Raw genomic sequence first — 25,069 nt, forward strand, 5'->3', positions numbered from 1 at the left:
ATCGCCCGTGTCCGGCATGGCGTAGCATGGGCGCTTCTGCTACAACGACGCCGCATACAGCCTTGCAGGGAGAGGGGGAGCCAATGATCAAGTTCACCAGTATTTTGCCGATCGTCGTCTTGGCGGCAGGCGCTGCCTTTGCCGCACCGCAGACTGCGGCCGCCGCGCAGCACAAGCATGGCGACAGCCTGCTGGTGCATCGCGTGCAGCAGGAAAAGGGCATGAACCTGCCCCGCCGCGGCCTCAGCATGAGCCAGGTCGAGAAGACCTGGGGCGCACCGCAGCGCAAGCTGTCCCCGCGCGGTGGCGACACCGCCAAGCACCCGCAGATCAATCGCTGGGAATACGCGAACTTCATCGTGTACTTCGAACACAGCCACGTGATCCATTCGGTGCTGAACACGCCGGCGGGCAACAATACCAATCCGTCCGCGGTCAACTGATCCGGCTTCATGAAGGCGCGGCCCGCAGCGATGCGGGCCGCGTTTTTGTGTGCGCGTGTCCGCCGCGTCGTACACTTTGCGGTCGCGCGCCAAACCCGGCGTGCCCAGCGTGCACACGAGATCACCCCGCATGACCGACCACAACCTGCGCCTGCCCGCGGAATGGGAACCGCAATCCGCCGTCCTGATCGCCTGGCCGCACGCGGACACCGACTGGGCCGAACGACTGGCCTCGGTGGAAACCACCTACGTGGCGCTGGCCGCCGCGGTGACGCGCTTCCAGTCGCTGATCATCGTGGTCGCCGATGAAGACTTGCGCGTCCACGTGGAAGGCCTGCTCGCCGACGCCGGCGTGGACTTGTCGAAGCTGCGCTGCATCACCCTGCCCTACGACGACACCTGGCTGCGCGACTCCGGCCCGATCACGCTGAAGGGCGGTGCCCGGGGCTTCCAGCTCACCGACTTCCGCTTCACCGGCTGGGGCGGCAAGTTCGGCGCCGAACAGGACGATGCCCTGGTCGCCGGCCTGGTCGCCGCGGGCGTGTTCGGCCACGCCGCGCACAAGCGCATCGACTGGGCGCTGGAAGGTGGCGGCATCGAGAGCGACGGCGTGGGCAGCATCCTCACCACCTGGCGCTGCCTGGTGCAGCGCCACCCGGAACAGTCGCGCGAGGAAATGAGCGCCATCCTGCGCGACGGCCTGCACGCCGATCGCGTGCTGTGGCTGGACTACGGCTACCTCGAAGGCGACGACACCGACGCCCACATCGACACCCTGGCCCGCTTCGCGCCGGACGACCGGATCGTGTTCCAGGCCTGCGACGACGCCAGCGATCCGCACCACGAGGAGCTGCAGCGCATGGCCGGCGAACTGGCCGCGCTGCGCACCGTCGATGGCCGTCCATATCGACTGCACCCGCTGCCGTGGCCGCGGCCCATCCTTGATAAAAGCGGCATCGATGAGGGACGCCGCCTCGCCGCGTCCTACGCGAACTACCTGATCGTCAACGGCGCCGTGCTGGTGCCGGCCTACGACGACCCGGCCGACGCCGAGGCCGCCCGCATCATCGGCGCGGCGCATCCGGGCCGCGAGATCGTGCAGGTGCCGTGCCGGCCGCTGATCTGGCAGAACGGCAGCCTGCACTGCATCACCATGCAGCTGCCGGCCGGGCTGGCCTGAGCCGCATCGGCTAAACTGCAGGGTCTGTTTCGCCTGGCGCCATGCCGAGGATAGCCCCGATGACCCGCAAGACCCTGAAGGTCGCCCTGCTGCAGGAAACCGACCGCGGCAGCCGCGACGCCAATCTCGATGCGATCGAAGCCGGCCTGCGCGAAGCCGCGGCCGCCGGCGCCGAACTGGTGCTGCTGCAGGAACTGCACAACGGGCCGTACTTCTGCCAGCACGAGTCGGTCGAGGTGTTCGACCAGGCCGAGACGATTCCCGGCCCCGGCACCGAGCGCATCGGCAAGCTGGCCGAAGAACTCCAGCTGGTGGTGGTCGCCTCGCTGTTCGAGAAGCGGGCGACCGGGCTGTACCACAACACCGCCGTCGTCTTCGATCGCTCGGCGGCGATCGCGGGCAAGTATCGCAAGATGCACATCCCCGACGACCCCGCCTTTTACGAGAAGTTCTACTTCACCCCGGGCGACCTCGGCTTCGAGCCGATCGACACCTCGGTCGGCCGGCTCGGCGTGCTGGTGTGCTGGGACCAGTGGTATCCGGAAGCGGCGCGCCTGATGGCGCTGGCCGGCGCCGAACTGCTGCTCTACCCCACCGCGATCGGCTGGGACCCGAACGACGAACAGGCCGAGAAGGATCGCCAGCGCGACGCCTGGATCACCGTGCAGCGCGGTCACGCGGTGGCCAACGGCCTGCCCCTGCTGTCGTGCAACCGCACCGGCTACGAAGCGGACCCGACGGCGACAGGCGCGGGCATCCAGTTCTGGGGGTCGAGCTTTGTCGCCGGTCCGCAGGGCGAATACCTGGCCCAGGCTGGTACGGAAGGCCGCGAACTGCTGCTGGCCGAGGTGGACCTGGCGCGCAGCGAGCATGTGCGGCGGATCTGGCCGTTCCTGCGCGATCGCCGCATCGATGCCTACGCCGACCTGCTCAGGCGCTACCGCGACTGAAACCGGACGGGCACGCTGCTGCTTGTTCCGCATGGCCTTCGTCCCCATGCTTGGACTTTCCCTTCAGACCGGCCTGCTGATCGCATGAGTGTCCCCGAAACCGAAGTCACCACGTCGCCCGCCGCGCTCGACAGCCAGCCGATCGAACGGGTGCAACGCGACGGCGTGGAGTACGTGGTGCTGGGCACCGCGCACGTATCGCGCAGCAGCATGGAAGCGGTCGAGGCCCTGCTCGATCACGAGCACTTCGATGCGGTGGCGGTGGAACTCTGCGACAGCCGCGCGCAAAGCATGCGCGATCCCGAAGCGTTCAAGCAGATGGACCTGTTCAAGGTGATCCGCCAGGGCAAGGCCGGCATGGTCGCCGCCAGCTTGGTGCTGTCGACGTTCCAGAAGCGCCTCGCCGACCAGTCCGGCATCCAGCCTGGCGCCGAAATGAAGGCGGCGATGGATGGCGCCGAACGACGCAACCTGCCGTTGTGGACGATCGACCGCGAGGTCGGCACCACGCTGAAGCGGGCCTGGCGCAGCGTGGGTTTCTGGCAGCGCTTCGGCCTGCTCGGCGGCCTGCTGGCCAGCGTGTTCGATCGCGAGGAGATCGCCCAGGGCGACATCGAGAAGCTGAAGCAGGAAGACCTGCTCGAAAGCGCGTTCAGCGAATTCGCCACCGGCTCCAAGCCGCTCTACGACAGCCTGATCGGCGAACGCGATGCGTTCATGGCTGCACGCCTGCGCCAGGAAGCGGCAAGCTCGGCCGGCCCGGAGAACCGCCGCGTGCTGGTGGTGATCGGCGCAGGTCACCTGAAGGGCATGTGCACCCTGCTGCGCGATCAGCAGGACGATCCCGCGGCCAGGGTTGCCGAGCTGGCCGCGTTGCCGCCCAAGGCGCGCTGGCCGAAATGGCTTGCGGTGGGCCTGGTGCTGTTGGTGTTCGCCGCCATCGCCTGGGCCTTCCATCAGAACGCGGCACTGGGCGCGCAGGCGCTGCGTGACTGGGTGCTGTTCACCGGCGGCTTCGCCGCATTGGGCGCACTGGCAGCCGGCGGTCATCCGGTCAGCATCCTGGCCGCCTTCATCGCCGCACCGATCAAGCCGTTCCGTCCCGGCATCCCCGCCGGCGGCATCAGCGCGATGGCCGAAGCCTGGGTGCGTCGCCCCCGGGTGGTCGACTTCGACACCTTGCGCGACGACATCGTGCACTGGAGCGGCTGGTGGAAGAACCGCGTGGCACGCACCCTGCTGAACTTCTTCCTGGTCAGCGTGGGCACGATCATCGGCGAGTACAGCGCCGGCATCCACATCTTCAAGAGCCTGTTCTGACTCGCGATAGAAGAAAACCACAGGAAGCGGTTTTCTTCACAGGCTCTGACGCGCCGCGCGTAACAGGCCTGCGCCGGGCGCATGCTACGATGCGCGCCGCCTGCAGCCGTGCTGCAGCACGCTGCGACATCCCGCCCGGATGGCGAAACTGGTAGACGCAAGGGACTTAAAATCCCTCACCCTCACGGGTATCCCGGTTCGATCCCGGGTCCGGGCACCACACACTCCCTCCACGCCCGATCTTTTCCGCGGCTGCCACGCGCACAAAAAAAGTGCGGCGGACAAAGCCGCCGCACCTTCATGACAGACGCTGGGTAACCCGTGGCAATCAGGCCGCGGCATCCTTCAGCTTCTTGAGCGGACGGATCTTGACCTTGACCGATGCCGGCTTGGCCGCGAACCACTGCTCTTCCTTGGTGAACGGGTTGATGCCCTTGCGCTTCGGCTTGGCCGGCACGCTCACCGCGGTGATCTTCAGCAGGCCCGGCAGCTGGAACGAGCCGGCGCCCTTCTTGTGCACGGAACCGGCAACCGCGCCTTCCAGCGCTGCGAGCACGGCACGGACGTCCTTGGCGACCACGCCGCTGGCTTCCACGATATGCGCCACCAGGCTGGACTTGTTCAGCGCTTCCTTGATCGGCTTCGGAGCAGCCGGTGCGGCTTTCGCCTTCGGTGCCGGCTTGCTCTTGGCTGCTGCTTTCTGTGCCTTTGCCATGGATTTCCCCTCGTCTAGGTGTGATGGATGGATGCATTGCCTCACGGCCCGCTGAATGTAGGGGAATTTAAGGGTTCCGCCAACGGGTCTCGCAGGAAAATCATCGATTCCTGCAGGAAAAGTGCATGCCGTCGCCCGCGAAGGTCATTTTCCGGTCGTCATGGCGTACGCTACGCGCCATGAATCCGCCGACCGAGGCGGATCGGGGGAATCGGATGGCGGTGGTGGATCACCCCGGCTTTGGCTATTTCACTGCCGCACTGCTGGCGATGGCCGCCCTGGCTTATGGCGCTGCCGTGCAGTTCCTGGTGATCGGCGCGCGCCAGCGGCACGACCGCACCCACCTCGCGTTTGCCGTGCTGGCGACCTGCCTTGCCACGCTGGCACTGGGCAACGCACTGATGAATGCGGCCGACTCGGTGGCGCCCGCCATTCGCGGCCTGCGCATGGTCACTGGCGCGGCGATCCTCGCGATGCCGGCGCTGATGGTCTTCGTCGGCTGCTACACCGGCAGGCCGGCGAAACGCCCCGTCCTGGGTGCCGTCTGTTTCGCCGCGCTGGGCATGTTCGCGTTCAACCTGATCCAGCCGTACACGGCGTTCGACACGACGCTGCGCGAAGGCACGCCGCTGGTGCTGCCATGGGGAGAGTCGCTGTTCACTCTGGACGGCACGCGTTCGTTCGGCGGCGATGCCTTTCGCTGGGCCAGCTACGTCATCTTCCTGTGGGCGCTGTACCGTGCATGGCGACAGTACCGGGAAGGCCAGCGCCTGCGCGGCGCCTTGCTGGGCCTGTGCCTGCTGATCCAGTTTGTCGCGCTGTTGTGGGGCGCCATCGTGGTCAGCACGCTGGGCAAGCCCTACCCTTCGCTGGATGCGTTCGCCTTTCTTTCCTTCGTGCTGCTGATGGGCGTTTCCCTGGCTGGCCAGATGCACGCGCACACCCTGCAGCTCGAACGCACGGCCAGGGAGTTGCGTGCCGAGGCGGACATTCGCCGCGAGACCGAACTCGACCTGCGCCACGCTGCCTACCACGATGCGTTGACCGGGCTGCCCAACCGGTTGCGCGCGCTGTACACCCTGGCCGACCTGATCGCCGATGCCACACAATCGCATCAGCACGGCGCCGTGCTGATGATCGACCTCGACAACTTCAAGACCATCAACGACTCGCTGGGGCATCACGTGGGCGATCGCGTGCTGGAAAGCATTGCCGACAGCCTGCTCTCCGTGGCGCCTGCCGCGTCCACCGTGGCCCGCCTCGGTGGCGACGAATTCGTGGTGCTGCTGGGACCCGCCAGCACCAGCGCCGACGATGCCGCGGCCCGGGCGATGGATGTCGCCGCAGGGATGCTGCAGCGACTCGCCGCGCCACTGGCGATCGACAATCGCGTGCTCGGCGTGGGCGCCAGCATCGGCGTGGCGTTGTTCCCCGAGCACGGCCAGGGCGCAGCTGACGTGGTTCGCTGCGCGGACATCGCTCTGTATCGCGCCAAGTCCACCGGGCGCAATGCGGCGCGTCTGTTCCTGCCGCACATGCAACGCGATGCCGATGAACGACTGGAGCTGGAACGCGGCCTGCGCACGGCACTGGAACAGCAGGACTTCTCGCTGCACTTCCAGCCCCAGGTGGACATGCACGGTGCGCTGGTGGGCGCCGAGGCGCTGCTGCGCTGGAACCACGCCCGTCTGGGGCAGGTTTCGCCAGCCATCTTCATTCCGATCGCCGAGGAAACCGGCCTGATCCACGCCATCGGTACGTGGGCGATCGAATGCGCCTGCCGGCACATCCGCCAGTGGCGCGAGCAGGACATCGATTTCGGTGGGCGCATCTCCATCAACATCAGCCCATGGCAAATTGCCCACCCGCAGTTCGTGTCGAACCTCGCCGAGCAGGTGGCCGCGGCGGGCATCGAGCCTTCCACGCTTACCCTGGAGCTGACCGAGAGCGCCCTGCTCGGTGACTTCGACGCGGCCCTGCGCACCTTGCAGCAGCTTTCCGCGATCGGCTTCCGCCTGGCGCTCGACGACTTCGGCACCGGCTATTCCTCGCTCGCCTATCTGCAGCAACTGCCCCTGGACGAGTTGAAGATCGATCGCTCCTTCATCGGCGCGCTGCAGGCAACCATTGCCGATCCGCTGGCCAGCTTCGTGATCGACGTAGGCCGTCGCCTCGGCATGACCACGATTGCCGAAGGCGTGGAAACGGCCGAACAGGAAGCCGTGTTGCGCGAACTGGGCTGTGACCTGATGCAGGGCTACTTCATCTGCAGACCGCTGGCGGCGGACGACTTCCGGCAATGGGTCGGTCAACGAGCCGCCGCACCTGCTGTCGATGCCGTCCCCGCCGGCGCCTGACTCCGGCTGCGACGCGAACACGCATGGCCAGCGACGTGGCCAACAAAAAACCCGCCAGCGGCGGGTTTCAGGGCTGCATGGCAGCCAATCGGGCAATGGAGGCCTAGGTCGGAATCGAACCGGCGTACGCGGATTTGCAGTCCGCTGCATGACCACTCTGCCACCAGGCCATTGCTTCGATAAACGCGACCGGAATGATCGCAGCTTGTCCCGAAAAAACAAAACCCCGGAAAGCCGAGGTTCTGCGTTGAAACTGGAGCGGGAAACGAGACTCGAACTCGCGACCCCGACCTTGGCAAGGTCGTGCTCTACCAACTGAGCTATTCCCGCATCGGAGCCGTGAATCATACCAGAATGAACTCGCTTGTGAATAGCCTTGAGGGCAAATTCGGCAAGGGATTTCATCCGGCCCGAAAACGACGAGGCCCCGAACACGTCGGGGCCTCATCTTCGAACTGGAGCGGGAAACGAGACTCGAACTCGCGACCCCGACCTTGGCAAGGTCGTGCTCTACCAACTGAGCTATTCCCGCATTGGAGCCGCGCATTCTAATACGTGATGGCGGATCGTCAAGCCCGGATTTGCAACAACGCGAACCGCCTGCTCAGGACCCGGCCTTGTCGACCGGCGACGGCTCCTGCATGTCGCTGCTGAGCAGCGGCCACGCGGCGCGCAGATAGGTCAGTCCGGACCAGATCGTCAGCACGCCGGCAATCACCAGCAGCGCTTCGCCGATGTGATAGAGCCGCAACGCCTCGGCGGCCTTCTCGTGCTGCACGATCAGCACCACCAGCGCGACCATCTGCATCACCGTTTTCAACTTGCCGATGAAGGCGACCTTCACCGTGGCGCGCATGCCGATGCCGGCCATCCATTCGCGCAGCGCCGAAACGCTGATTTCGCGCCCCACGATCACCGCTGCCGTCACCGCCATCACGATGCCCGGCCAGCCGCCGCGGTGTGCTTCCACCAGCAGGAACAGGGTCACCGCCACCATCAGCTTGTCGGCCACCGGGTCGAGGAACGCGCCGAAGGCCGAGGTGAGTTTCATGCGCCTGGCCAGATAGCCGTCCAGCCAGTCGGTGATCGCAGCCAGCACGAACACGATCGCCGCGGTGATGTTGTGCCCGGGGAACGGCAGGTAGAACACCGCCACCATCACCGGCAGCAAGGCAACACGGAACAGGGTCAGCCAGGTCGGCAGGTTGATGCGCATGATTCTTTCCAGTGGTTTGCGCCAGTTTCGCACGCCGATGCGCTACTGCCGAGTGAAAGGGTTTGCCGATGTTCAGCCATGCAGGCTGGCGTAGATCCGTTCGGCGAGGCCGCGGTCGATGCCCTTCACCTGCATCAGTTCCTCGACGCCGGCGCCCTCGACCCCCTGCATGCCGCCGAACGCCTTCAGCAGCGCCGAGCGGCGGCGGGCGCCCACGCCCGGCACGTCTTCGAGCACGCTGCGCTCGCGGGCCTTCTCGCGGCGCTTGCGGTGGCCGCTGATGGCGAAGCGGTGAGCTTCGTCGCGCACCGCGGCAACCAGATGCAACGCGGGCGACGACGAGCCCGGGTGCAGCTCGCGTCCCGGGCTTCCCGCTTCGATCCGCGCCAGCACCAGGGTTTCCTCGCCGGCGCGCCGCCCCGGCCCCTTGGCCACGCCGACCACCTCGATGCCGATGACGCCAAGCTCCTTCAGCACGTCCAGCGCCTGCGCCACCTGCCCGCCTCCGCCGTCGATCAGCAGCACGTCGGGGCGCGCGCCCTCGCCGTCGGCCACCTTGCGGAAGCGCCGGGTCAATGCCTGATGCATCGCCGCGTAGTCGTCGCCGGGCGTGATGCCGGCGATGTTGAAACGGCGGTAGTGCGACTTTTCCGGACCTTCGGGGCCGAACACCACGCACGAGGCAACGGTGAGTTCGCCCATCGTGTGGCTGATGTCGAAGCATTCGATGCGGCGTGGCGGCGCCTCCAGCCCGAGCAGCTTCTGCAGGTCGTCGAAGCGCGTGCCCAGGGTCTGCCGGCTGGCCAGTCGCGCGGTCAGCGAGGCCTGCGCGTTGCGCTCGGCCATCTGCAGGAACTGCGCGCGGTCGCCCCGCACGCTGGACTTCAGCTCCACCGCGCGACCGGCATGCTGGCTCAGCAACTCGGCCAGGATCGCGCGATCCGCCAGCGCCTCGCCAAGGATCAGTTCCCGCGGCACCGGCCGGTCGAGGTAATACTGCGCGATGAACTGCGTCAGCACGTCGGCCGGCTCGGCATCCAGCGGCAACCGCGGGAAGAATTCGCGCGTGCCCAGGCTGATGCCGTTGCGGAAGAACAGCACGCTGACGCAGGCCATGCCCGCCTCGATGCGGCAGGCAATCACGTCCATGTCGGCACTGGCGCCCTGCACGTGGTGCTGCGCCTGCAGCTGGCGCAGCGCGGCGACCTGGTCGCGCAGCTTCGCCGCGCGCTCGAACTGCAGCGCCTTGCTGGCCTGCTCCATCGCCTCGGCCAGCTCGTCGATCACCGCGTTGCTGCGTCCCTCCAGGAACATCTCGGCGTGGCGCACGTCGTTGCGGTAATCCTCCACGCTGATCAGGCCCACGCACGGCGCGCTGCAGCGGCCGATCTGGTACTGCAGGCAGGGGCGCGTGCGGTTGCGGAAATAGCTGTCCTCGCACTGGCGCACCTTGAACAGCTTCTGCATCAGGCTGAGGCTCTCGCGCACCGCGTAAGTGCTGGGATACGGCCCGAAGTAGCGTCCCGGCAGGTTTTTCGCACCGCGATGGAAGGCCAGCCGCGGATAGTCCTCGCCGCTGGACAGGTAGATGTACGGATAACTCTTGTCGTCGCGCAGCAGGATGTTGTAACGCGGCTTCAGCGACTTGATCAGCTGCGATTCCAGCAGCAGCGCCTCGCCCTCGGTACGCGTCACGGTGATCTCGACGCGGGCGATCTGCGCCACCATTGCCGCGATGCGCGGTTCCATCCGTGGCTTCAGGAAGTAGCTGCTGACGCGTTTCCTGAGGTTGCCGGCCTTGCCCACGTAAAGCAGCTCACCCGCTGCATCGAAGTGGCGATAGACACCGGGGGCGGAAGTGAGCGTACGGACGAAGGCCTTGCCGTCGAAGGGGGGCGGTTGCGCGGGCTGCATGGGACGATTCTAGAGGGCGGCCCGATCGATATGGTGGCTTAGTGCTGCGTGCGCAACCACTGCTCGGCGCGCTCCAGGTCGGCCTGGGTATCGATGCCGGGCGGGAACGGTTCGGGGGTCAGTCGCACCGCGATCGCGTGGCCGTGTTCCAGTACGCGCAATTGTTCCAGCGACTCGGCCTGCTCCAGTGGCGTGCGCGACAGGCGCGTGTAGCGGTCCAGGAAACCGGCGCGATAGGCGTAGATGCCGATGTGCCGCAGGAACGGCAGGCCCGACGGCAAGCTGTGTCGATCACCGGCGAACGCATCGCGCGCCCACGGTATCGGCGCACGACTGAAGTACAGCGCGTGTCCGTTCGCCGCACGAACCAGCTTCACCACGTTCGGATCGAACAGTTCCTCGGCGTCGATGATCGGCGTGGCCAGCGTGGCCATCGGCGCGTCGTCGCCGGCCAGCGCCTGCGCCACCGCGCGAATGCCCGCGGCCGGGGCGAACGGCTCGTCACCCTGCAGGTTCACCACGATGCTGTCCGCGCTCCAGCCGTAATGCAGCGCGCATTCGGCCAGCCGGTCACTGCCCGAGGCGTGGTCCGCGCGGGTCATGCAGATATCGATGCCGGCCTGCCCGGCCAGCGCATCGGCGATCCGCGCATCGTCCACCGCCACCACGATCTGGGCGGCGCCGGCCTGCAAGGCGCGTTGTGCCACGCGCACCACCATCGGAATGCCGTCGATCTCGCGCAGCGGCTTGCCCGGCAGGCGGGTCGAGCCGTAACGGGCGGGAATCGCCACGATGAAGGGAGGTACGACGTTCGACATGGATAAAACCTTCAGCAGCCCGGACCAATGCCACCAAGATACAGCCTGCGCGGCGGCTCAGTCCGCATCGCGCAGGTCGAAACCGCAACCGTTGGACAGCGTCACGAAGCCCGGGAACGAAGTGGCGACATGGCTGCAGTCATTGATCCGCACCGGTGCGTCGGCGACCAGCCCGGCCACCGCGAAGCTCATCGCGATGCGGTGGTCGAGATGGCTGTCCACCGCGCCACCGGCCAGCCGGCCGCCGTGGATGATCGCGCCATCGGGCGTTTCCTCGATGCGCGCGCCGAGCGCCCGCAGGCCCGCGGCCATGGTCGCGATGCGATCGGATTCCTTCACCCGCAGCTCGGCGGCGCCCCGGATCACTGTACGACCGGAAGCCACCGCCGCCGCGATGAACAAGGCGGGGAACTCGTCGATCATGTCCGGCACGATCGACTCCGGCAGCTCGACACCGTGCAACGCGGCGTGGCGCACCACGAGGTCGCCGACGGGCTCGCCGCCGGCTTCGCGCTCGTGTTCGACGGTGATGTCCGCCCCCATCAGCCGCAGCGCCTGCAGCAGGCCGGTGCGACGCGGGTTGAGCCCCACGCCGGGCAGGCGCAACGCCGAACCGGGCACGATGCTGGCAGCGACCAGGAAGAACGCGGCCGAGGAAAAGTCCGCCGGCACGTCGACATCCCGGGCGCGCAGCACGTGTCCGCCTTCGAGTCTCGCCTGGCCCGGCGCAAACACGATCGGCCAGCCGAACGCCGCCAGCATGCGTTCGGTGTAGTCGCGGGTCGGGTGCGGTTCGATGATTTCCGTTTCGCCCGTGGCATACAGCCCGGCCAGCAGCAGGGCCGACTTCACCTGGGCGCTGGCCACCGGCAGCTCGTAGCGGATACCGCGCAGCGGCTGCCCACCATGGACGTCCAATGGTGGCAGGCCATCATGGCTATCGATGCGTGCGCCCATCAGCGCCAGCGGATCGGTCACCCGGCGCATCGGTCGTTTCGACAGGGACGCATCGCCGACCAGCGTGCTGTCGAACGCCTGCCCCGCCAGCAGGCCGGCGAGCAGGCGCATGCCGGTGCCGGCGTTGCCGCAATCCAGCGGCAGCGTGGTGCCGCGCAGACCGTGCAGGCCCACGCCGTGCACCACGCGCTCGCCGGCCGACGGCGTCTCGATGTGCACGCCCAGTTGCGCCAGCACGGCGGCGGTGGCCCGGGTGTCCTCGCCTTCGAGGAAGCCATGAATATGCGAGGTGCCCTCGGCGATGGCCGCCAGCATCAGCGCACGATGGGACACCGACTTGTCGCCGGGCACGGTGACGCTGCCTTGCAACGCGCCGCCCGGCCGGCTGCTCCAGTCGAGCCGGCCGCTCAAGGCAGCGCCACCGGATACGAACCCAGCACGCGCACGGTGGCCGCCGAGGCGCCGATGTCCTGCACCGCGGCCTGCAGCGAGCCTTCATCGATATGCCCTGAAACGTCGATGAAGAATGCGTACTGCCACTTGCCGGTATGCGCCGGCCGCGACTCGATCCGGTTCAGGCTGACGCCGTGTTTCGCGAACGGGCTGAGCACGTCGTACAGCGCGCCGGGCTTGTCGTTGACCGTGATCAGCAGCGAGGTGCGGTCATTGCCCGAGGGCGGGAACAGCGACCGGCCGATCACCAGGAAGCGCGTGGTGTTGTCGGCGCGATCCTCGATGCCCTTCGCCACGGTCTTGAGGCCGTAGACCTTGCCCGCGGTCTCGCCCGCGATCGCCGCCGCATCGTCGGCATGACGGGCCAGCCGCGCCGCTTCGGCATTGCTGCCCACCGCGATGCACTCCACCTCGGGCAGGTTGAGGCGCAGCCAAGTCTTGCACTGCTGCAGCGACTGGGCATGGGCGTAGACGCGCCTGACGTCCTCCGGCTTCCCGGTGAGCGAATGCAGGCACTGGTGCACGCGCAGCTCGACCTCGCCGCAGATCGTGGCTTCGGAGGTGAGGAACATGTCCAGCGTCACCTGGATCATGCCCTGCCCCGAATTCTCCACCGGCACCACGCCGAAATCGGCATGCCCGGCGGCGACCTCCTGGAACACTTCCTCGATGCTGCCCAGCGGCAAGCCGTAGGCCGCGTGACCGAAATGCTTGCGCACCGCCTGTTCGCTGAAGGTGCCTTCCGGCCCCAGGAAGCCGATCTTCAGCGGGTCTTCCTGGGCCAGGCAGGACGACATGATCTCGCGGAACAGGCGCACCATCTCGGTATCGGAGAGCGGGCCGTCGTTGCGGTCCACCACCATGCGCAGGACATGCGCCTCGCGCTCGGGTCGGTAATAGTCGATCGCGGAAAGACCTTCGCCCTTCACCTTGGCCACCGTGCGCGCATGGTTGGCGCGCTCGGAGATCAGCTGCTGGATCTGCCGGTCGATGCTGTCGATGCGCTCGCGCATCTCGCCCAGCGGGGTTTTTGAATCGGTCATGATGCGATCACTGTCTGAATGAATGGACGTCCGGATGATGGACGTCCAAATGGAGAAGCTGCATCCTGCCTGAAAAACGCCGTCTGCGCCTGCTCAACCGTGCCGGCGGGCAAAATCGCCCATGAATTCGACCAGGGTCTCGACGGCCGCCAGCGGCACCGCGTTGTACAGCGAGGCGCGCATGCCGCCCAGCGCCTTGTGTCCCTTCAGCGCCAGCAGGCCGGCGGCGTCCGACTCCTGCAGGAACGCGGCATCCAGCGCCGTGTCATGCAGGTCGAAGCGGACGTTCATGCGCGAACGGGCGGCGGGATCGACCGGGTTGCGGTAATAGCCGTCCGAACCGTCGATGGCGCCGTACAGCAAGCCGGCCTTGGCCCGATTCAGGTCGGCCATCGCGGCGACGCCGCCCTGCTCCAGCAGCCACTGGAAGGTCAGTCCGGCCAGGTACCAGCCCCAGGTGTTCGGCGTGTTGAGCATGGAGTCGGCGGCGGCGTGCTCGGCGTAGCGGAAGATCCGCGCCATCGGCCGGCCCGCGCGCTGCAGCAGGTCGCGGCGGATGATCATCACCACCAGGCCGGACGGCCCGATGTTCTTCTGCGCGCCGGCGTAGATCAGCCCGAAACGGCTGACGTCGAGCGATTCGGACAGGATGTTCGAGGACAGGTCGGCCACCAGCGGCACCGCCTCGCCGACATCGGGGACGTCATGGAATTCGACGCCGTGGATCGTCTCGTTCGGCGTGTAATGCACATAGGCGGCGCGCGGATCGAGCTGCCAGCTGTCGCGCGGCGGCAGCCTGAGATAGTCGTCCGCGGCGCTGCTGGCCGCCACATTCACCCGCACGTACGCACCGGCTTCGCTGGCGGCCTTGGCGCTCCAGTGTCCGCTGACGATGTAGTCGGCGCCGTCGTCCGGGCCGGCCAGGTTCATCGGGATCTGCGCGAAGTGCTGGGTCGCGCCGCCTTGCAGGAACAGCACGGCGTAATCGGCCGGGATCTGCATCAAGCTGCGCAGGTCGGCTTCGGCCTGGGCCGCCATCGAGATGAAGCGCTTGCCGCGGTGCGACTGCTCCATCACCGAGGCGCCACTGCCGTTCCAGTCCAGCAGTTCGCGCTGTGCGCGTTCGAGTACCGCCGGGGGCAAGGCCGCCGGACCGGCGCTGAAGTTCCAGACTCTGCTCACGTGCGCCTGCATCCCGTTGGAAGTGTGTCCGGCATTATGCCGCGGCGCAGCATGGCGCGGTCAACTGCCACGACGCAGGCAGGCTCAGAACCGGATCAGCAGGACCAGGGCGATGCCGAGAGCCAGCACGGCGGCGGTGACGATCAGCCACCAGACCTCGCTGGTCGGGCCCGCCGATTCTTCCGGCAGCGGCTGCGGCCACGATTCGGCCATCACGATCTCCGGCTCCGGCTCCATGCCCGGACCGTCGATCACGAAGCGATGCATGGCCACGCCGATCTGGTCGCCGGGCAGCAAGGCCAGTTTCTGCACGGCCGTGCCATTGACCCGCAGCGGATGACGCTCGCAGGCACGCAGGTTTTCCAGCCACAACTGGCCGCTTTCCCAGAAAATACGCAGCACCACCACGTCGCCTTGTGGCAACTCCAGCGGGCAATGGCCTGGCGAGCCGAGTTCCAGCCCGCCTTCCAGCGACAGCACCCGGCCAGACAACGGGCCCGCGACGGCGCGCAAGGCCACCGTGCAACGCCCCTGCCCGGAAACCTGCGGCGAGGCGCGCCCCGCGGGGTCTTCGTCGGAACGCAGCAGCATGCGGCAGTCGCCGACGCTGATCACGTCGCCCGCGCGCAACAGGGCCTGCTCACGCACCGGACGCGCGTTGACATGGATGCGATCCGCCGACGGCAGCACCTGCAACACCCAGCCGCGGCGATCCTGATGAATCCGCAGATGTTCGGGCGCCGCCTGGCCGGAGGCCAGCACGAGGTCGTTGTGGGCAGCGCTGCCGATCCGCAACAGCGCCTGCGTCCAGTGAAAGTCTTCACGGGCCGCATTGGGAAATTCGATACGCATGGATGAACCGGTCAAAGGACCGCGAAACTCTATCATGTGACCCCGTGCCATCAAGGCAACGCTGACCAAGTGTCACCACCGTCACCCACCCTCTCTGTCCGCAGACCACAGGACCGTCGGCGAAGGCAGACTGGCCGTCTGTCGAGGCGACGGACCGAAGGTATGCGGACAGAGAGGGTGGGCCTCAACCTTTGAATCTGAAATGAGGGGGTGATGACTGGCAGGCCCGCAGGCGGTGCCGCGCGGCTTGACAAGACGGCCAGTCTTGCCGGCGCCACGCAACACCACCTGCAGGCCTGCCAGTCATCATGACGGCGGCGATACTTGATCAGCGTTGCCTTAAGATGCGCCTGCAGACGCCACCCCATCCCCGGAATCCCCATGCCCAAGATCGACATCCGCCGCCCCCACCAGCTTTCGATCGCCGAAGCCCGTTCCGTGGTCGAGCAGGTCGCCGCGCGCATGCACGAAAAGTTCGGCATGGAAGGCCGCTGGCAGGACGACACCCTGCTGTTCTCGCGCCCCGGCGTCACCGGCTCCATCGCGGTAGCCGGCGATGCGATCCAGGTCAAGGCGGAGCTGGGCCTGATGCTGGCCCCACTCAAGGGCATGGTCGAGCAGGAAATCCGGCGCAAGCTGGACGAGCATTTCAGCTGATCCGCCCCGGCGTTCCGCCTGCTTGATGATTCTTTAACCAGGCGCCCTTTCGTGGCATAATCGTCGGCTTACGCGGCCATGACGGCTGCGCGTGAACCCCGGAACACATGGCCAAAGACGACGTCATCGAAATGGAAGGCACGGTCCAGGAGACCCTGCCCAACACCATGTTTCGCGTACAACTCGAGAATGGGCACGTCATCACCGCCCACATCTCCGGTCGCATGCGCAAGCACTACATCCGCATTCTCACGGGCGACAAGGTCAAGATCGAGATGACCCCGTACGACCTGAGCAAGGGACGCATCACCTACCGCATGAAGTAAAGCGGTCGTGCCGCAGCCTTGCTGCAGCGAACGCGTGATGAGGTGCCAGACATGACAAAGGCGGCGCAATGCGCCGCCTTTGCTTTGCCTTGCATCCGGGCTTGCGGCCCGGTTACTCGACCACCGCCGGCACCTGCTCGGCCGCCTGGCAATCGACCTTCAGCTCGCCGTCGGCCACGCTCAGCCGCACCACGCCGCCGTCGGCCAACTTGCCGAACAGCAGTTCGTCGGCCAGTGCACGCTTCACCTTCTCCTGGATCACCCGCGCCATCGGGCGTGCGCCCATCTGCGGATCGAAACCGTGCTCGGCCAGCCAGCGGCGGGCGTCGGCGTCCACGTCCAGGCTGACCCGCTTCTCGGTCAGCTGGGTCTCCAGTTCGATCAGGAACTTGTCGACCACGCGCAGGATGTGCTCGAAATCCAGCGCGCCGAACTGGATGATCGCGTCCAGCCGGTTGCGGAACTCCGGCGTGAAGATGCGGCGGATCACTTCCATCGCGTCCGATTCGTGCTTCTGCTCGACGAAGCCCATGCTGCGCCGTGCCGCGATCGCCGCGCCGGCGTTGGTGGTCATCACCACCACCACGTTCTTGAAGTTCGCCTCGCGGCCGTTGGTGTCGGTCAGCACGCCGCGGTCCATCACCTGCAACAGGATGTTGAACACGTCCGGGTGCGCCTTCTCGATCTCGTCCAGCAGCAGCACCGCATGCGGATGCTTGGTCACCGCCTCGGTCAGCAAGCCGCCCTGGTCGAAACCGACGTAGCCCGGAGGCGCGCCCACCAACCGCGACACCGAATGGCCTTCCATGTATTCGGACATGTCGAAGCGGATCATCTCGATGCCGAGCTGCATCGCCAACTGCTTGGTCACCTCGGTCTTGCCCACGCCGGTGGGGCCGGCCAGCAGGAAGCAGCCGATCGGCTTGGACGGATCGGCCAGGCCCGAACGGGCCATCTTGATCGATGCGGACAGCGCCTCGATCGCCTGGTCCTGGCCGAACACGACCATCTTCAGATTGCGCTCGAGGTTGCGCAGCACGTCGCGGTCGGAGGCGGACACCTGCTTGGCCGGAATGCGCGCCATCTTGGCCACGATGTACTCGACCTCGCTGACGTCCACCGTGCCGGTGCGCTGCTCCTCGGGCAGCAGCCGCTGGCGTGCGCCGGCCTCGTCGATCACGTCGATCGCCTTGTCCGGCAGCAGCCGGTCGGGGATGTGCTTGACCGAAAGGTCCACCGCGGCCTTCAGCGCCTCGTTGGTATAAGCGACGTGGTGGTGTTCCTCGAAGCGCGAGCGCAGGCCCTTGAGGATCTCGATGCTGTCGGCCACGGTGGGCTCTACCACGTCGATCTTCTGGAAGCGGCGGGCCAGCGCGCGGTCCTTCTCGAACACGCCGCGGTATTCCTGGAACGTGGTCGAACCGATGCAGCGCAGTTCGCCGGAAGCCAGCATCGGCTTGATCAGGTTCGACGCGTCCATGGTGCCGCCCGACGCCGAACCGGCGCCGATGATGGTGTGGATCTCGTCGATGAACAGGATCGCGCCCGGCTGCTTCTTCAGCTGCGCGATCACGCCCTTCAGGCGCTTCTCGAAATCGCCGCGGTACTTGGTGCCGGCCACCAGCGCGCCCAGGTCCAGCGACCAGATGGTGGCGTCTTCCAGCACCTCGGGCACTTCGCCGTCGACGATGCGCTTGGCCAGGCCCTCGGCCAGCGCGGTCTTGCCTACGCCGGCCTCGCCCACGTACAGCGGGTTGTTCTTGCGCCGGCGGCACAGCACCTGGATGGTGCGCTCGATCTCGTCGGTGCGGCCGATCAGCGGGTCGATCTTGCCTTCCAGCGCCAGCTCGTTGAGGTTGCTGGCGAACTCCTGCAGCGGATTGCCCTTCGGCTCGCCGCCCTCCTCGCCCTCGCGCTCGCCGCCGGCCACGCCGGCGGCCGGCTCGTCGCCGATCTTGGCGATGCCGTGCGAGATGTAGTTGACCACGTCGAGCCGGGTGATCTCCTGCTGGTGCATGAAATACACCGCGTGCGAATCCTTTTCGCCGAAGATCGCCACCAGCACGTTCGCGCCGGTGACCTCCTTCCGCCCGGAGGATTGCACGTGGTAAACCGCCCGTTGCAGCACGCGCTGGAAGCCCAGCGTGGGTTGCGTGTCGCGCTCGTCGCCCGCCGGCAGCACCGGCACCGTTTCACCGATGATGCGCTCCAGGTCGGCCGACAGGCGCGGCAGGTCCACGCCGCAGGCGCGCAGGGCGCCGAGCGCGGACTGGTTTTCGGTGAGGGCGAGCAACAGGTGCTCGACCGTCATGAACTCGTGGCGTTGTTCGCGGGCCTGCTTGTAGCAATGGCCGATGGTGACTTCCAGATCCTTGCTGAACATTCGGATCGTCTCCGCTTTGCAGTGGGAGCGGCCTTCAACGCCGCAATGAGCACGAAATGGGGTCGCTCAGAGCTTTTCCATAGTGCACAACAACGGGTGCTGATGGGAGCGTGAATATTCGTTGACGTGGGTAACCTTGGTTTCCGCCACCTCGCGGGTGAAGACGCCGCAGACGCCACGCCCGCGGGTATGCACGTGCAGCATCACCTGCACCGCCTGTTCCTGGTCGAGGTTGAAAAAGCTGCGCAGCACCTCGACCACGAAATCCATCGGAGTGAAATCGTCGTTCAGCAGCAGCACCTGGAACAGAGGGGGCCGCGCCACCTCGGGTTTCGCGGTTTCCAGCGCCAGGCCGCGGCCGCTGTCGTGCTCATGTTCGGGTTCGTGGGCCATGTTGGTCAGGGTCGTTTCTCTGGTTCGAAGTATACGCCGCGGCGGATGCGTCCCTGCCGCAACGGTGCGTCAGCAGAGGTGATGGCACAATGGGCACTTTTCCACCCCGGTATTGCCTGTCCATGGCCGATTCCTCCCCCAACTCCGATATCTGGCGTCCGCACGTCACCGTGGCCTGCGTGGTGGCCAGGGGCGAACGCTATCTGATGGTGGAGGAAGAAGTGGCCGGGCGACTGGTCTACAACCAGCCGGCCGGCCACCTGGACGACCACGAAAGCCTCGCCCAGGCCGCCCTGCGCGAAACCCTGGAGGAAACCGGCTGGACGGTGGAACTGCAGCACCTGATCGGCGTGCACCAGTGGCGCAGCACCGAGCATGGCGACGCGGTGGTCCGTTTCAGCTTCGCCGCTCGCGCGATCAGCCATGATCCCAACCGCCCGCTGGACAGCGACATCCGCCGCGCGCTGTGGCTGACCCGCGAGGAGATCGCCGCGCTGGGCGAGCGCCTGCGCAGCCCGATGATCCTGCAAAGTATCGACCTGTGGCTGGGCGGCCAGCGGCTGCCGCTGGAGACCCTGAGCCACCTGCCCGAAGGCGAGCCGTCGTGAAGGTGATGCTGGGCATTTCCGGCGGCGTCGACTCGTCGGTGGCCGGCTTGCTGCTGCAGCAGGCCGGCCACGAGGTCGAGGGCCTGTTCATGCAGAACTGGGAAGAGGACGAGCGCTCCGGCCCGTGCACCACCGACGCCGACCGCAAGGACGCCGTGGCGGTGTGCGGGCGCCTGGGCATTCCGTTCCACGCGCGCAACTTCGCCGGCGAATACTGGGATGGCGTGTTCGAGCATTTCCTGGCCGAGTATCGCGCCGGGCGCACGCCGAACCCCGACGTGCTGTGCAATCGCGAGATCAAGTTCAAGACCTTTCTCGACGAAGCGCACGCGCTGGGCGCCGAGAAGATCGCCACCGGGCATTACGCCCGCGTCGACTGCGTGGATGGGCGTTACCGCCTGTTGCGTGCGGTGGACACGGCCAAGGACCAGAGCTACTTCCTGCATGCGCTGGGCCAGCAGCAACTGGCTGCCACGCTGTTCCCGCTGGGCGAGCTGCAGAAGCCTCGCGTGCGCGAACTGGCCCGCGAGGCCCACCTGCCCACCCACGCCAAGAAGGACTCCACCGGCATCTGCTTCATCGGCGAGCGCGACTTCCGCGGTTTCCTGTCGCAATACATACCGGCCCGCCCCGGCGAGATGCGCAGCCCGGACGGCGAGCTGATCGGCGAGCACGACGGGGTGATGTATTACACCCTGGGCCAGCGCAACGGGCTGGGCATCGGCGGCCGCCATGGCGCCGCCAGCGAGCCCTGGTACGTGGTCGGCAAGGACGTGGCGGCGAACGTGCTGTATGTCGCCCAGGGCGGCGAGAACCGCTGGCTGCATTCGCGGCGATTGCGCTCGGAAGCACCCACCTGGGTCGATGGCCGCGCGCCCGCGGACGAGTTCCGCTGCACCGCCCGCACCCGTTATCGGCAGGACGACCAGGCCTGCACGGTCAGCGTGACCGCCAGCGGCCTGGACATCCGCTTCGACGACGCCCAGCGCGCCGTCACCCCCGGACAGTCGGTCGTCCTCTACGATGGCGAGGTCTGCCTCGGCGGCGCGGTGATCGCCGCCACCGACGCAGCCTACGGCGGCCTGCTGCCGGCTTTCGCCTCCCCTTCCCCTGCAAGAGTGGCTCCAACCCGTGCTTGAAACTTTTTCCATGACCGAAGAGCGTGTGCTTGCCTTGGCCGGCCTGTTCCAGGCCTGCGCGCTGGCCCAGCAACTGGCCAATGACGGGCGTTGCGACGAAGGCGCGATGGAAGCCAGCGTGGCCAGCGTGTTCCGCATCGACGCGCCTTCCGTGGTCGCCGTGTACGGCGACGCCGCGAACGTGCGGCTCGGCCTGCGCACGCTGATCGCGCAGCTCGACGAAACCGGCCGCGACATGGCGGTGACGCGCATGACCGTCACCGTGATGCGGCTGGAGCGCAGCCTGGCCGCACGTCCGGACCTGCTGGAGAAACTGCAGCAGGGCATCATCGCCGCGCAGCGGCAGGTCGAGCACTTCGGCCAGGATTCCAGCCAGGTCAACAGCCGGCTGGCCGAGCTGTACGCCTCCACCCTGTCGATCCTCAACCCGCGGGTGATGGTCAGCGGCAACCCGCAACAACTGCAGTTGCCCAGCGTGGTGGAAAAGGTTCGCACCAACCTGCTCGCCGCAGTGCGTTCGGCGGTGCTGTGGCGGCAACTGGGCGGACGCCAGTGGCAGCTGCTGCTGTACCGGCGCCAGTGCAGCATGCTGGCGCGCGGCCTGCTGACCGGCTCCACGCTGGATCGGCGCTGACCGCGGGTTTTCGCTTGGCGGAAAAGCAAACGGCGGGCAAGGCCCGCCGTTTTCCTTCCCTGGGTGGAACTCCCTTGCGATAACCCTTGCGTCTGTCGCCGTCCGGATGGCCGCAGTATGCCGCGGCCGTGTGACAGTTTTAGAACCGCACCTCGCCGAATACGCCGATCTCGTTGGTCTTCACGTTCTGCACGTGCAGCGGTGCCGGCGTACCCACCGACTTGTCCGCCTTCTCGTGCTTCCACACGCCAGCGAGCTTGAAGCCCTTGGTCACCTGGAACTCGACGCCGGCGTTGTAGTAGACATCCTTGTTGGCGCTGTCCAGGGTCTTGCTGAGCTTGGCATTGTCGTAACGGGCGAACAGGTTGACGCCATCGGCGATCGCCACGCTGCCCCACAGCGAGTAGCCGTCGGCCTTGTCCGTCGCCGTGGTCAGCACGTTGTTCCAGTTCCTGGCGGTGAAATACTCGGCGCCCAGACGGAACGCGTCACTGGCGTAGGCCACCATCAGGTCGCCGCGCTGGGCGGTGTTCTGCGCGTCGGTCAACTGGGTTTCCTGACCGCGGTGGCCACTGTAGCCACCAACGGCCACGACCATGTTCTCGAACGGCACGAAGCCCACACGTCCCTCGACGTCCACGCCCTTGCTGCGGCCCGGGTTCTTGTAGCCGTTGCCGTTGACCACGGACACCGCGTAGTTGAGCGACTTGCCGGCACCGATGTCGCCGCCCAGGTGCAGGCCCCAGTCCGCCGAGTTGCCGTACTTCAGGCGGTCGGTCGTGGTGGGTTCCACGTAGCGGAAGCCGTAGTAGTTCTCGACGAACGGAATCCACGGCATGTCGGCCGAACCGATGCGGAACACGGCGGCCTGGTCGAACTTGCCCTGCACATACGCCTTCTTGACGAACAGGTTGGTTTCGCCATCGCTGCTGACGTAGTTGAAGTCGGTGGTCAGGTTCATCGACCAGATGTCGTTGAACTTGTGGTCGACGCCGAGGTAGAAGCGCTTCACGTCGATGCCGAGGCCGGACGCATTGGTCTTGCCGGTATCGCTGTTCTTCTGATCGATGCTGGTGACATCGAAATACATTCTGCCGGACAGCGTGGTGTTGTTGACCGCCTTTTCCAGCGCCGCGAACTTCTTGTCGCTGGCGGCCGTCACGTTGGTCGCCTTCTCCACCGCCTGGCCGGTGCTGACATTGATCTCGGATTGCGCGTCGGTGCGCTGTTCCAGTTCGTCCACCTTGGCCTGCAACGCGCTCAACTGGGCCTTGAGGAGTTCGATTTCGCTGCTGCTGGCGGCCGTGGTCGTGTGCTGCGGCGCCGCGGCGGCCGTGAAGCTGCTGACGCCCAGGCCAGCGGCGATCGCTACCGCAATCAATTTGGAACGCATGTCATTACTCCGAAAGTTGATGGGAAAATCTCGATCGCCCCCTCGATCCGATGGCCGGCCAGCGATTCGTTAACAAGTTTGCCCAGCGATTTTTACTGTTGAATGCCGCTTTCATGACACCACCATGACAGCTGCACCACGCTCCGCTGTCTCATGTCGCGCAGCACGACTGATATGCTTCGCCGATGGAAATTCCCAACAACAGCGCCGCGCCACGCATGGCCGACCGGTTCCGCGGCTTTCTGCCGGTGGTGGTCGACGTGGAAACCGGCGGTTTCGACGCCGAACATGACGCACTGCTCGAAATCGCCGCCGTGCCCCTGTGCATGGACGCAGACGGCTTCCTGCAACGGCAGGCTACGGTATCCACGCACGTCGAGCCCTTCCCCGGCGCCAACCTCGATCCGCGTTCGCTGGAGATCACCGGCATCGATCCGACCAATCCGCTGCGCGGTGCACTGGCCGAGCGGCAGGCACTGGATCACATCTTCCATGTGGTGCGCGAAGCGGTCCGCGAGGCCGGCTGCCAGCGGGCGATCCTGGTGGGCCACAACGCCGCGTTCGACCTGGGCTTCCTCAACCAGGCCGTGAAACGCTGCGGACACAAGCGCAATCCGTTCCACCCGTTCAGCTGCTTCGACACGGTCAGCCTGGGCGGGCTTGCCTATGGCCAGACCGTGCTGAGCAAGGCCGTGCTCGCCGCCGGTCATCCATTCGACAGCCGCGAAGCCCATTCCGCCGTCTACGACACCGAACGCACCGCCGACCTGTTCTGCAGCGTGGTCAATCGCTGGCGCCAGCTGGAGCTGTTCGAGCAGGCGCACGTCGGGCTGGGCGGGGGCTGAGGCGGGAACGGGGAACGGGGAACGGGGAACGGGGAACGGTAGAGCATCGCAGCTTTCGCTCTCGTTCCCTGTTCCCTGTTCCCCGTTCCCCCGCCCCATGTCATCTGCCTGAAACATTCATTTCATCCAATGGCAACACGAAGAGCCTGAAATGGCGGGGTCGCATCCGACCCCACTCGATAGGAGCTACCGTGTTGACCATCCGCAACTTACCTGTCCGATTCGCTGCCGTCGCCACGCTGGCCGTGGCCTCGACTTTCGGCGCAGCCGCCGCGCAGGCCACCGACATCACCGGCGCCGGCTCCAGCTTCGTCTACCCGGTCATGTCCAAGTGGTCGGCCGCTTATGCCGGGAAGACCGGCAACCGCCTCAACTACCAGTCGGTGGGCTCCGGTGCCGGCATCGCGCAGATCAAGGAAGGCACCATCGACTTCGGCGCTTCCGACGCCCCGATGAAGGCGGAAGACCTGCAGAAGTACGGCCTGGGCCAGTTCCCGATCGTGGTCGGCGGCATCGTGCCGGTGGTCAACATCGCCGGCGTGCAGGCCGACCAGGTCAAGCTGGACGGCGCCACCCTGGCCGACATCTTCCTTGGCAGGATCACCCACTGGAACGATCCGAAGATCGCCGCGCTGAACGCGGGCCTGGCCCTGCCCGCCGGCAAGATCACCGTGGTGCATCGTTCGGACGGTTCGGGCACCTCGTTCAATTTCACCAACTACCTGTCCAAGGTCAGCAATGAATGGGCGACCAAGGTGAAGTTCGGCACGGCGGTTGAATGGCCGGCCGGCGTGGGCGGCAAGGGCAATGAAGGCGTGTCGCAGTACGTGCGCCAGATCAAGGGCTCGATCGGCTACGTCGAATACGCCTACGCGGTGAAGAACAAGCTCGCCTGGGTCGACCTGCAGAATGCCAGCGGCAACTTCATGAAGCCGAGCGCCGGAGCCTTCGCTGCTGCCGCCGCCACGGCCGACTGGACCAGCGCCAAGGACTTCAACCTGATCATGACCAATGCACCGGGCGAACAGGCGTGGCCGATCACTGCCACCACCTGGATGATCATGTACAAGTCGCCGAAGAACGCCGGCAACAGCAAGGTCGCCTTCGACTTCTTCAAGTACGCCCTGGAGCATGGCCAGCCGGCAGCCAGCGAACTCGACTACGTGCCGCTGCCGACCGCGCTGGTCAGCAAGATCGAGGCGTATTGGGCTTCCGAATTCAAGCATTGATGGTTTGATCGAAGCCGTTCTCCTCCGGATCGAGTCCGGGGGAGAACGGTGCGGTGAGGTTC

At 66.5% G+C, this 25,069-nt stretch carries 23 protein-coding genes and 4 tRNA genes; 13 read left to right on the plus strand and 14 right to left on the minus strand.

All coding sequences use genetic code 11. The features are described from left to right. The first annotated feature begins 83 nt into the window (after nucleotides 1-83). The 5 genes from I6J77_RS08950 to I6J77_RS08970 all read left to right on the plus strand — a co-directional run bounded on the left by I6J77_RS08950 (nucleotide 84) and on the right by I6J77_RS08970 (nucleotide 4,113). Nucleotides 84-443, plus strand: a complete 360-nt coding sequence (locus I6J77_RS08950; RefSeq protein ID WP_007808930.1) for a hypothetical protein — start codon at nucleotides 84-86, stop codon at nucleotides 441-443. 130 nt (nucleotides 444-573) lie between these two features. Continuing rightward, nucleotides 574-1,623 carry an agmatine/peptidylarginine deiminase gene (locus I6J77_RS08955; RefSeq protein WP_204108731.1) on the plus strand — a complete coding sequence of 350 codons (1,050 nt, stop codon included), beginning with the start codon at nucleotides 574-576 and terminating at the stop codon, nucleotides 1,621-1,623. Between the two features lie 59 nt (nucleotides 1,624-1,682). Beyond that, on the plus strand, nucleotides 1,683-2,573 hold the full coding sequence (locus tag I6J77_RS08960; protein WP_204108732.1) for a carbon-nitrogen hydrolase: 891 nt from the start codon (nucleotides 1,683-1,685) through the stop codon (nucleotides 2,571-2,573). Between the two features lie 84 nt (nucleotides 2,574-2,657). Next, the gene (locus I6J77_RS08965; protein WP_204108733.1) at nucleotides 2,658-3,893 is read left to right on the plus strand and encodes a TraB/GumN family protein; all 1,236 of its coding nucleotides are present in this window, start codon (nucleotides 2,658-2,660) and stop codon (nucleotides 3,891-3,893) included. Nucleotides 3,894-4,026: 133 nt separating this feature from the next. Then, a tRNA-Leu gene (locus tag I6J77_RS08970) sits at nucleotides 4,027-4,113 on the plus strand. A gap of 108 nt (nucleotides 4,114-4,221) precedes the next feature. Here the strand turns inward: I6J77_RS08970 and I6J77_RS08975 are convergent. Then, nucleotides 4,222-4,608 carry an HU family DNA-binding protein gene (locus I6J77_RS08975; RefSeq protein ID WP_007808937.1) on the minus strand — a complete coding sequence of 129 codons (387 nt, stop codon included), beginning with the start codon at nucleotides 4,606-4,608 and terminating at the stop codon, nucleotides 4,222-4,224. A gap of 179 nt (nucleotides 4,609-4,787) precedes the next feature. Here I6J77_RS08975 and I6J77_RS08980 point away from each other — a divergent pair, with 179 nt between their 5' ends. Next, nucleotides 4,788-6,965 carry a bifunctional diguanylate cyclase/phosphodiesterase gene (locus I6J77_RS08980; protein WP_239308889.1) on the plus strand — a complete coding sequence of 726 codons (2,178 nt, stop codon included), beginning with the start codon at nucleotides 4,788-4,790 and terminating at the stop codon, nucleotides 6,963-6,965. A gap of 96 nt (nucleotides 6,966-7,061) precedes the next feature. Here the strand turns inward: I6J77_RS08980 and I6J77_RS08985 are convergent. From I6J77_RS08985 to I6J77_RS09030, 10 genes are all read right to left on the minus strand, one after another. Continuing rightward, nucleotides 7,062-7,135 (minus strand) — tRNA-Cys (locus tag I6J77_RS08985). An 84-nt stretch (nucleotides 7,136-7,219) separates the two neighbouring features. Next, nucleotides 7,220-7,295: transfer RNA gene (locus I6J77_RS08990), tRNA-Gly, on the minus strand. Nucleotides 7,296-7,421: 126 nt separating this feature from the next. Further along, nucleotides 7,422-7,497 (minus strand) — tRNA-Gly (locus tag I6J77_RS08995). Between the two features lie 72 nt (nucleotides 7,498-7,569). Then, nucleotides 7,570-8,181 (minus strand): CDP-diacylglycerol--glycerol-3-phosphate 3-phosphatidyltransferase, encoded by a 612-nt coding sequence (gene pgsA / locus I6J77_RS09000; RefSeq protein ID WP_007808940.1) that lies wholly within the window; start codon nucleotides 8,179-8,181, stop codon nucleotides 7,570-7,572. A gap of 72 nt (nucleotides 8,182-8,253) precedes the next feature. Beyond that, nucleotides 8,254-10,095 (minus strand): excinuclease ABC subunit UvrC, encoded by a 1,842-nt coding sequence (uvrC, locus tag I6J77_RS09005; protein WP_204108734.1) that lies wholly within the window; start codon nucleotides 10,093-10,095, stop codon nucleotides 8,254-8,256. Nucleotides 10,096-10,133: 38 nt separating this feature from the next. Continuing rightward, nucleotides 10,134-10,913, minus strand: coding sequence for a 3-deoxy-manno-octulosonate cytidylyltransferase (kdsB, locus tag I6J77_RS09010; protein WP_204108735.1), 780 nt, complete (start codon nucleotides 10,911-10,913; stop codon nucleotides 10,134-10,136). 57 nt (nucleotides 10,914-10,970) lie between these two features. Beyond that, entirely contained in the window at nucleotides 10,971-12,281 is a 1,311-nt protein-coding gene (gene aroA / locus I6J77_RS09015) for a 3-phosphoshikimate 1-carboxyvinyltransferase (RefSeq protein WP_204108736.1), read from the minus strand. Beyond that, nucleotides 12,278-13,366, minus strand: a complete 1,089-nt coding sequence (pheA, locus tag I6J77_RS09020; protein ID WP_007808947.1) for a prephenate dehydratase — start codon at nucleotides 13,364-13,366, stop codon at nucleotides 12,278-12,280. The genes aroA and pheA overlap by 4 nt, the downstream gene beginning before the upstream one ends. Before the next feature lie 93 nt (nucleotides 13,367-13,459). Further along, nucleotides 13,460-14,548, minus strand: a complete 1,089-nt coding sequence (serC, locus tag I6J77_RS09025) for a 3-phosphoserine/phosphohydroxythreonine transaminase (protein ID WP_204108737.1) — start codon at nucleotides 14,546-14,548, stop codon at nucleotides 13,460-13,462. 84 nt (nucleotides 14,549-14,632) lie between these two features. After that, complete coding sequence (locus tag I6J77_RS09030; protein WP_056764879.1) at nucleotides 14,633-15,400, minus strand: FHA domain-containing protein; 768 nt, start codon at nucleotides 15,398-15,400, stop codon at nucleotides 14,633-14,635. Nucleotides 15,401-15,781: 381 nt separating this feature from the next. Here I6J77_RS09030 and I6J77_RS09035 point away from each other — a divergent pair, with 381 nt between their 5' ends. After that, a complete protein-coding gene (locus tag I6J77_RS09035; protein ID WP_056717548.1) occupies nucleotides 15,782-16,057 on the plus strand; it encodes a polyhydroxyalkanoic acid system family protein in 276 nt (91 codons plus the stop codon). A 107-nt stretch (nucleotides 16,058-16,164) separates the two neighbouring features. Then, nucleotides 16,165-16,383 (plus strand): translation initiation factor IF-1, encoded by a 219-nt coding sequence (gene infA, locus I6J77_RS09040; RefSeq protein ID WP_204108738.1) that lies wholly within the window; start codon nucleotides 16,165-16,167, stop codon nucleotides 16,381-16,383. A gap of 112 nt (nucleotides 16,384-16,495) precedes the next feature. Here the strand turns inward: infA and clpA are convergent, their stop codons facing one another. Together clpA and clpS are read right to left on the minus strand one after the other, a co-directional pair. Next, nucleotides 16,496-18,766 (minus strand): ATP-dependent Clp protease ATP-binding subunit ClpA, encoded by a 2,271-nt coding sequence (clpA, locus tag I6J77_RS09045; protein ID WP_204108739.1) that lies wholly within the window; start codon nucleotides 18,764-18,766, stop codon nucleotides 16,496-16,498. Nucleotides 18,767-18,832: 66 nt separating this feature from the next. Then, nucleotides 18,833-19,159: an ATP-dependent Clp protease adapter ClpS gene (clpS, locus tag I6J77_RS09050; protein WP_007808959.1), complete on the minus strand. Its 327-nt coding sequence runs from the start codon at nucleotides 19,157-19,159 to the stop codon at nucleotides 18,833-18,835. Nucleotides 19,160-19,281: 122 nt separating this feature from the next. Between clpS and I6J77_RS09055 the strand changes: the two genes are divergently transcribed. The 3 genes from I6J77_RS09055 to hflD are packed head-to-tail and all read left to right on the plus strand — an operon-like array spanning nucleotide 19,282 to nucleotide 21,540. Beyond that, nucleotides 19,282-19,767, plus strand: coding sequence for an NUDIX hydrolase (locus tag I6J77_RS09055; RefSeq protein WP_204108740.1), 486 nt, complete (start codon nucleotides 19,282-19,284; stop codon nucleotides 19,765-19,767). Then, on the plus strand, nucleotides 19,764-20,906 hold the full coding sequence (gene mnmA / locus I6J77_RS09060; protein ID WP_304627164.1) for a tRNA 2-thiouridine(34) synthase MnmA: 1,143 nt from the start codon (nucleotides 19,764-19,766) through the stop codon (nucleotides 20,904-20,906). Before I6J77_RS09055 ends, mnmA begins: the two co-directional genes overlap by 4 nt. A 10-nt stretch (nucleotides 20,907-20,916) precedes the next feature. Continuing rightward, nucleotides 20,917-21,540, plus strand: coding sequence for a high frequency lysogenization protein HflD (gene hflD, locus I6J77_RS09065; RefSeq protein WP_007808964.1), 624 nt, complete (start codon nucleotides 20,917-20,919; stop codon nucleotides 21,538-21,540). Between the two features lie 139 nt (nucleotides 21,541-21,679). Here hflD and I6J77_RS09070 read toward each other — a convergent pair whose 3' ends face one another. Then, nucleotides 21,680-22,933 carry a porin gene (locus tag I6J77_RS09070; RefSeq protein ID WP_204108741.1) on the minus strand — a complete coding sequence of 418 codons (1,254 nt, stop codon included), beginning with the start codon at nucleotides 22,931-22,933 and terminating at the stop codon, nucleotides 21,680-21,682. 185 nt (nucleotides 22,934-23,118) lie between these two features. Between I6J77_RS09070 and rnt the strand changes: the two genes are divergently transcribed. Continuing rightward, nucleotides 23,119-23,778 carry a ribonuclease T gene (rnt, locus tag I6J77_RS09075; protein ID WP_204108742.1) on the plus strand — a complete coding sequence of 220 codons (660 nt, stop codon included), beginning with the start codon at nucleotides 23,119-23,121 and terminating at the stop codon, nucleotides 23,776-23,778. Between the two features lie 194 nt (nucleotides 23,779-23,972). After that, nucleotides 23,973-25,007 carry a phosphate ABC transporter substrate-binding protein PstS gene (gene pstS, locus I6J77_RS09080; RefSeq protein WP_204111444.1) on the plus strand — a complete coding sequence of 345 codons (1,035 nt, stop codon included), beginning with the start codon at nucleotides 23,973-23,975 and terminating at the stop codon, nucleotides 25,005-25,007. Nucleotides 25,008-25,069 lie beyond the last annotated feature (62 nt).

The sequence above is a fragment of the Rhodanobacter sp. FDAARGOS 1247 genome, assembly GCF_016889805.1.
Classification (GTDB): domain Bacteria; phylum Pseudomonadota; class Gammaproteobacteria; order Xanthomonadales; family Rhodanobacteraceae; genus Rhodanobacter.

Coding starts and splice junctions, on each gene's coding strand:
- I6J77_RS08950 (WP_007808930.1), top strand. CDS start 84: ATGATCAAGTTCACCAGTATTTTGCCGATCGTCGTCTTGGCGGCAGGC.
- I6J77_RS08955 (WP_204108731.1), top strand. CDS start 574: ATGACCGACCACAACCTGCGCCTGCCCGCGGAATGGGAACCGCAATCC.
- I6J77_RS08960 (WP_204108732.1), top strand. CDS start 1,683: ATGACCCGCAAGACCCTGAAGGTCGCCCTGCTGCAGGAAACCGACCGC.
- I6J77_RS08965 (WP_204108733.1), top strand. CDS start 2,658: ATGAGTGTCCCCGAAACCGAAGTCACCACGTCGCCCGCCGCGCTCGAC.
- I6J77_RS08975 (WP_007808937.1), bottom strand. CDS start 4,608: ATGGCAAAGGCACAGAAAGCAGCAGCCAAGAGCAAGCCGGCACCGAAG.
- I6J77_RS08980 (WP_239308889.1), top strand. CDS start 4,788: ATGAATCCGCCGACCGAGGCGGATCGGGGGAATCGGATGGCGGTGGTG.
- pgsA (WP_007808940.1), bottom strand. CDS start 8,181: ATGCGCATCAACCTGCCGACCTGGCTGACCCTGTTCCGTGTTGCCTTG.
- uvrC (WP_204108734.1), bottom strand. CDS start 10,095: ATGCAGCCCGCGCAACCGCCCCCCTTCGACGGCAAGGCCTTCGTCCGT.
- kdsB (WP_204108735.1), bottom strand. CDS start 10,913: ATGTCGAACGTCGTACCTCCCTTCATCGTGGCGATTCCCGCCCGTTAC.
- pheA (WP_007808947.1), bottom strand. CDS start 13,366: ATGACCGATTCAAAAACCCCGCTGGGCGAGATGCGCGAGCGCATCGAC.
- I6J77_RS09030 (WP_056764879.1), bottom strand. CDS start 15,400: ATGCGTATCGAATTTCCCAATGCGGCCCGTGAAGACTTTCACTGGACG.
- I6J77_RS09035 (WP_056717548.1), top strand. CDS start 15,782: ATGCCCAAGATCGACATCCGCCGCCCCCACCAGCTTTCGATCGCCGAA.
- infA (WP_204108738.1), top strand. CDS start 16,165: ATGGCCAAAGACGACGTCATCGAAATGGAAGGCACGGTCCAGGAGACC.
- clpA (WP_204108739.1), bottom strand. CDS start 18,766: ATGTTCAGCAAGGATCTGGAAGTCACCATCGGCCATTGCTACAAGCAG.
- clpS (WP_007808959.1), bottom strand. CDS start 19,159: ATGGCCCACGAACCCGAACATGAGCACGACAGCGGCCGCGGCCTGGCG.
- I6J77_RS09055 (WP_204108740.1), top strand. CDS start 19,282: ATGGCCGATTCCTCCCCCAACTCCGATATCTGGCGTCCGCACGTCACC.
- hflD (WP_007808964.1), top strand. CDS start 20,917: ATGACCGAAGAGCGTGTGCTTGCCTTGGCCGGCCTGTTCCAGGCCTGC.
- I6J77_RS09070 (WP_204108741.1), bottom strand. CDS start 22,933: ATGCGTTCCAAATTGATTGCGGTAGCGATCGCCGCTGGCCTGGGCGTC.
- rnt (WP_204108742.1), top strand. CDS start 23,119: ATGGAAATTCCCAACAACAGCGCCGCGCCACGCATGGCCGACCGGTTC.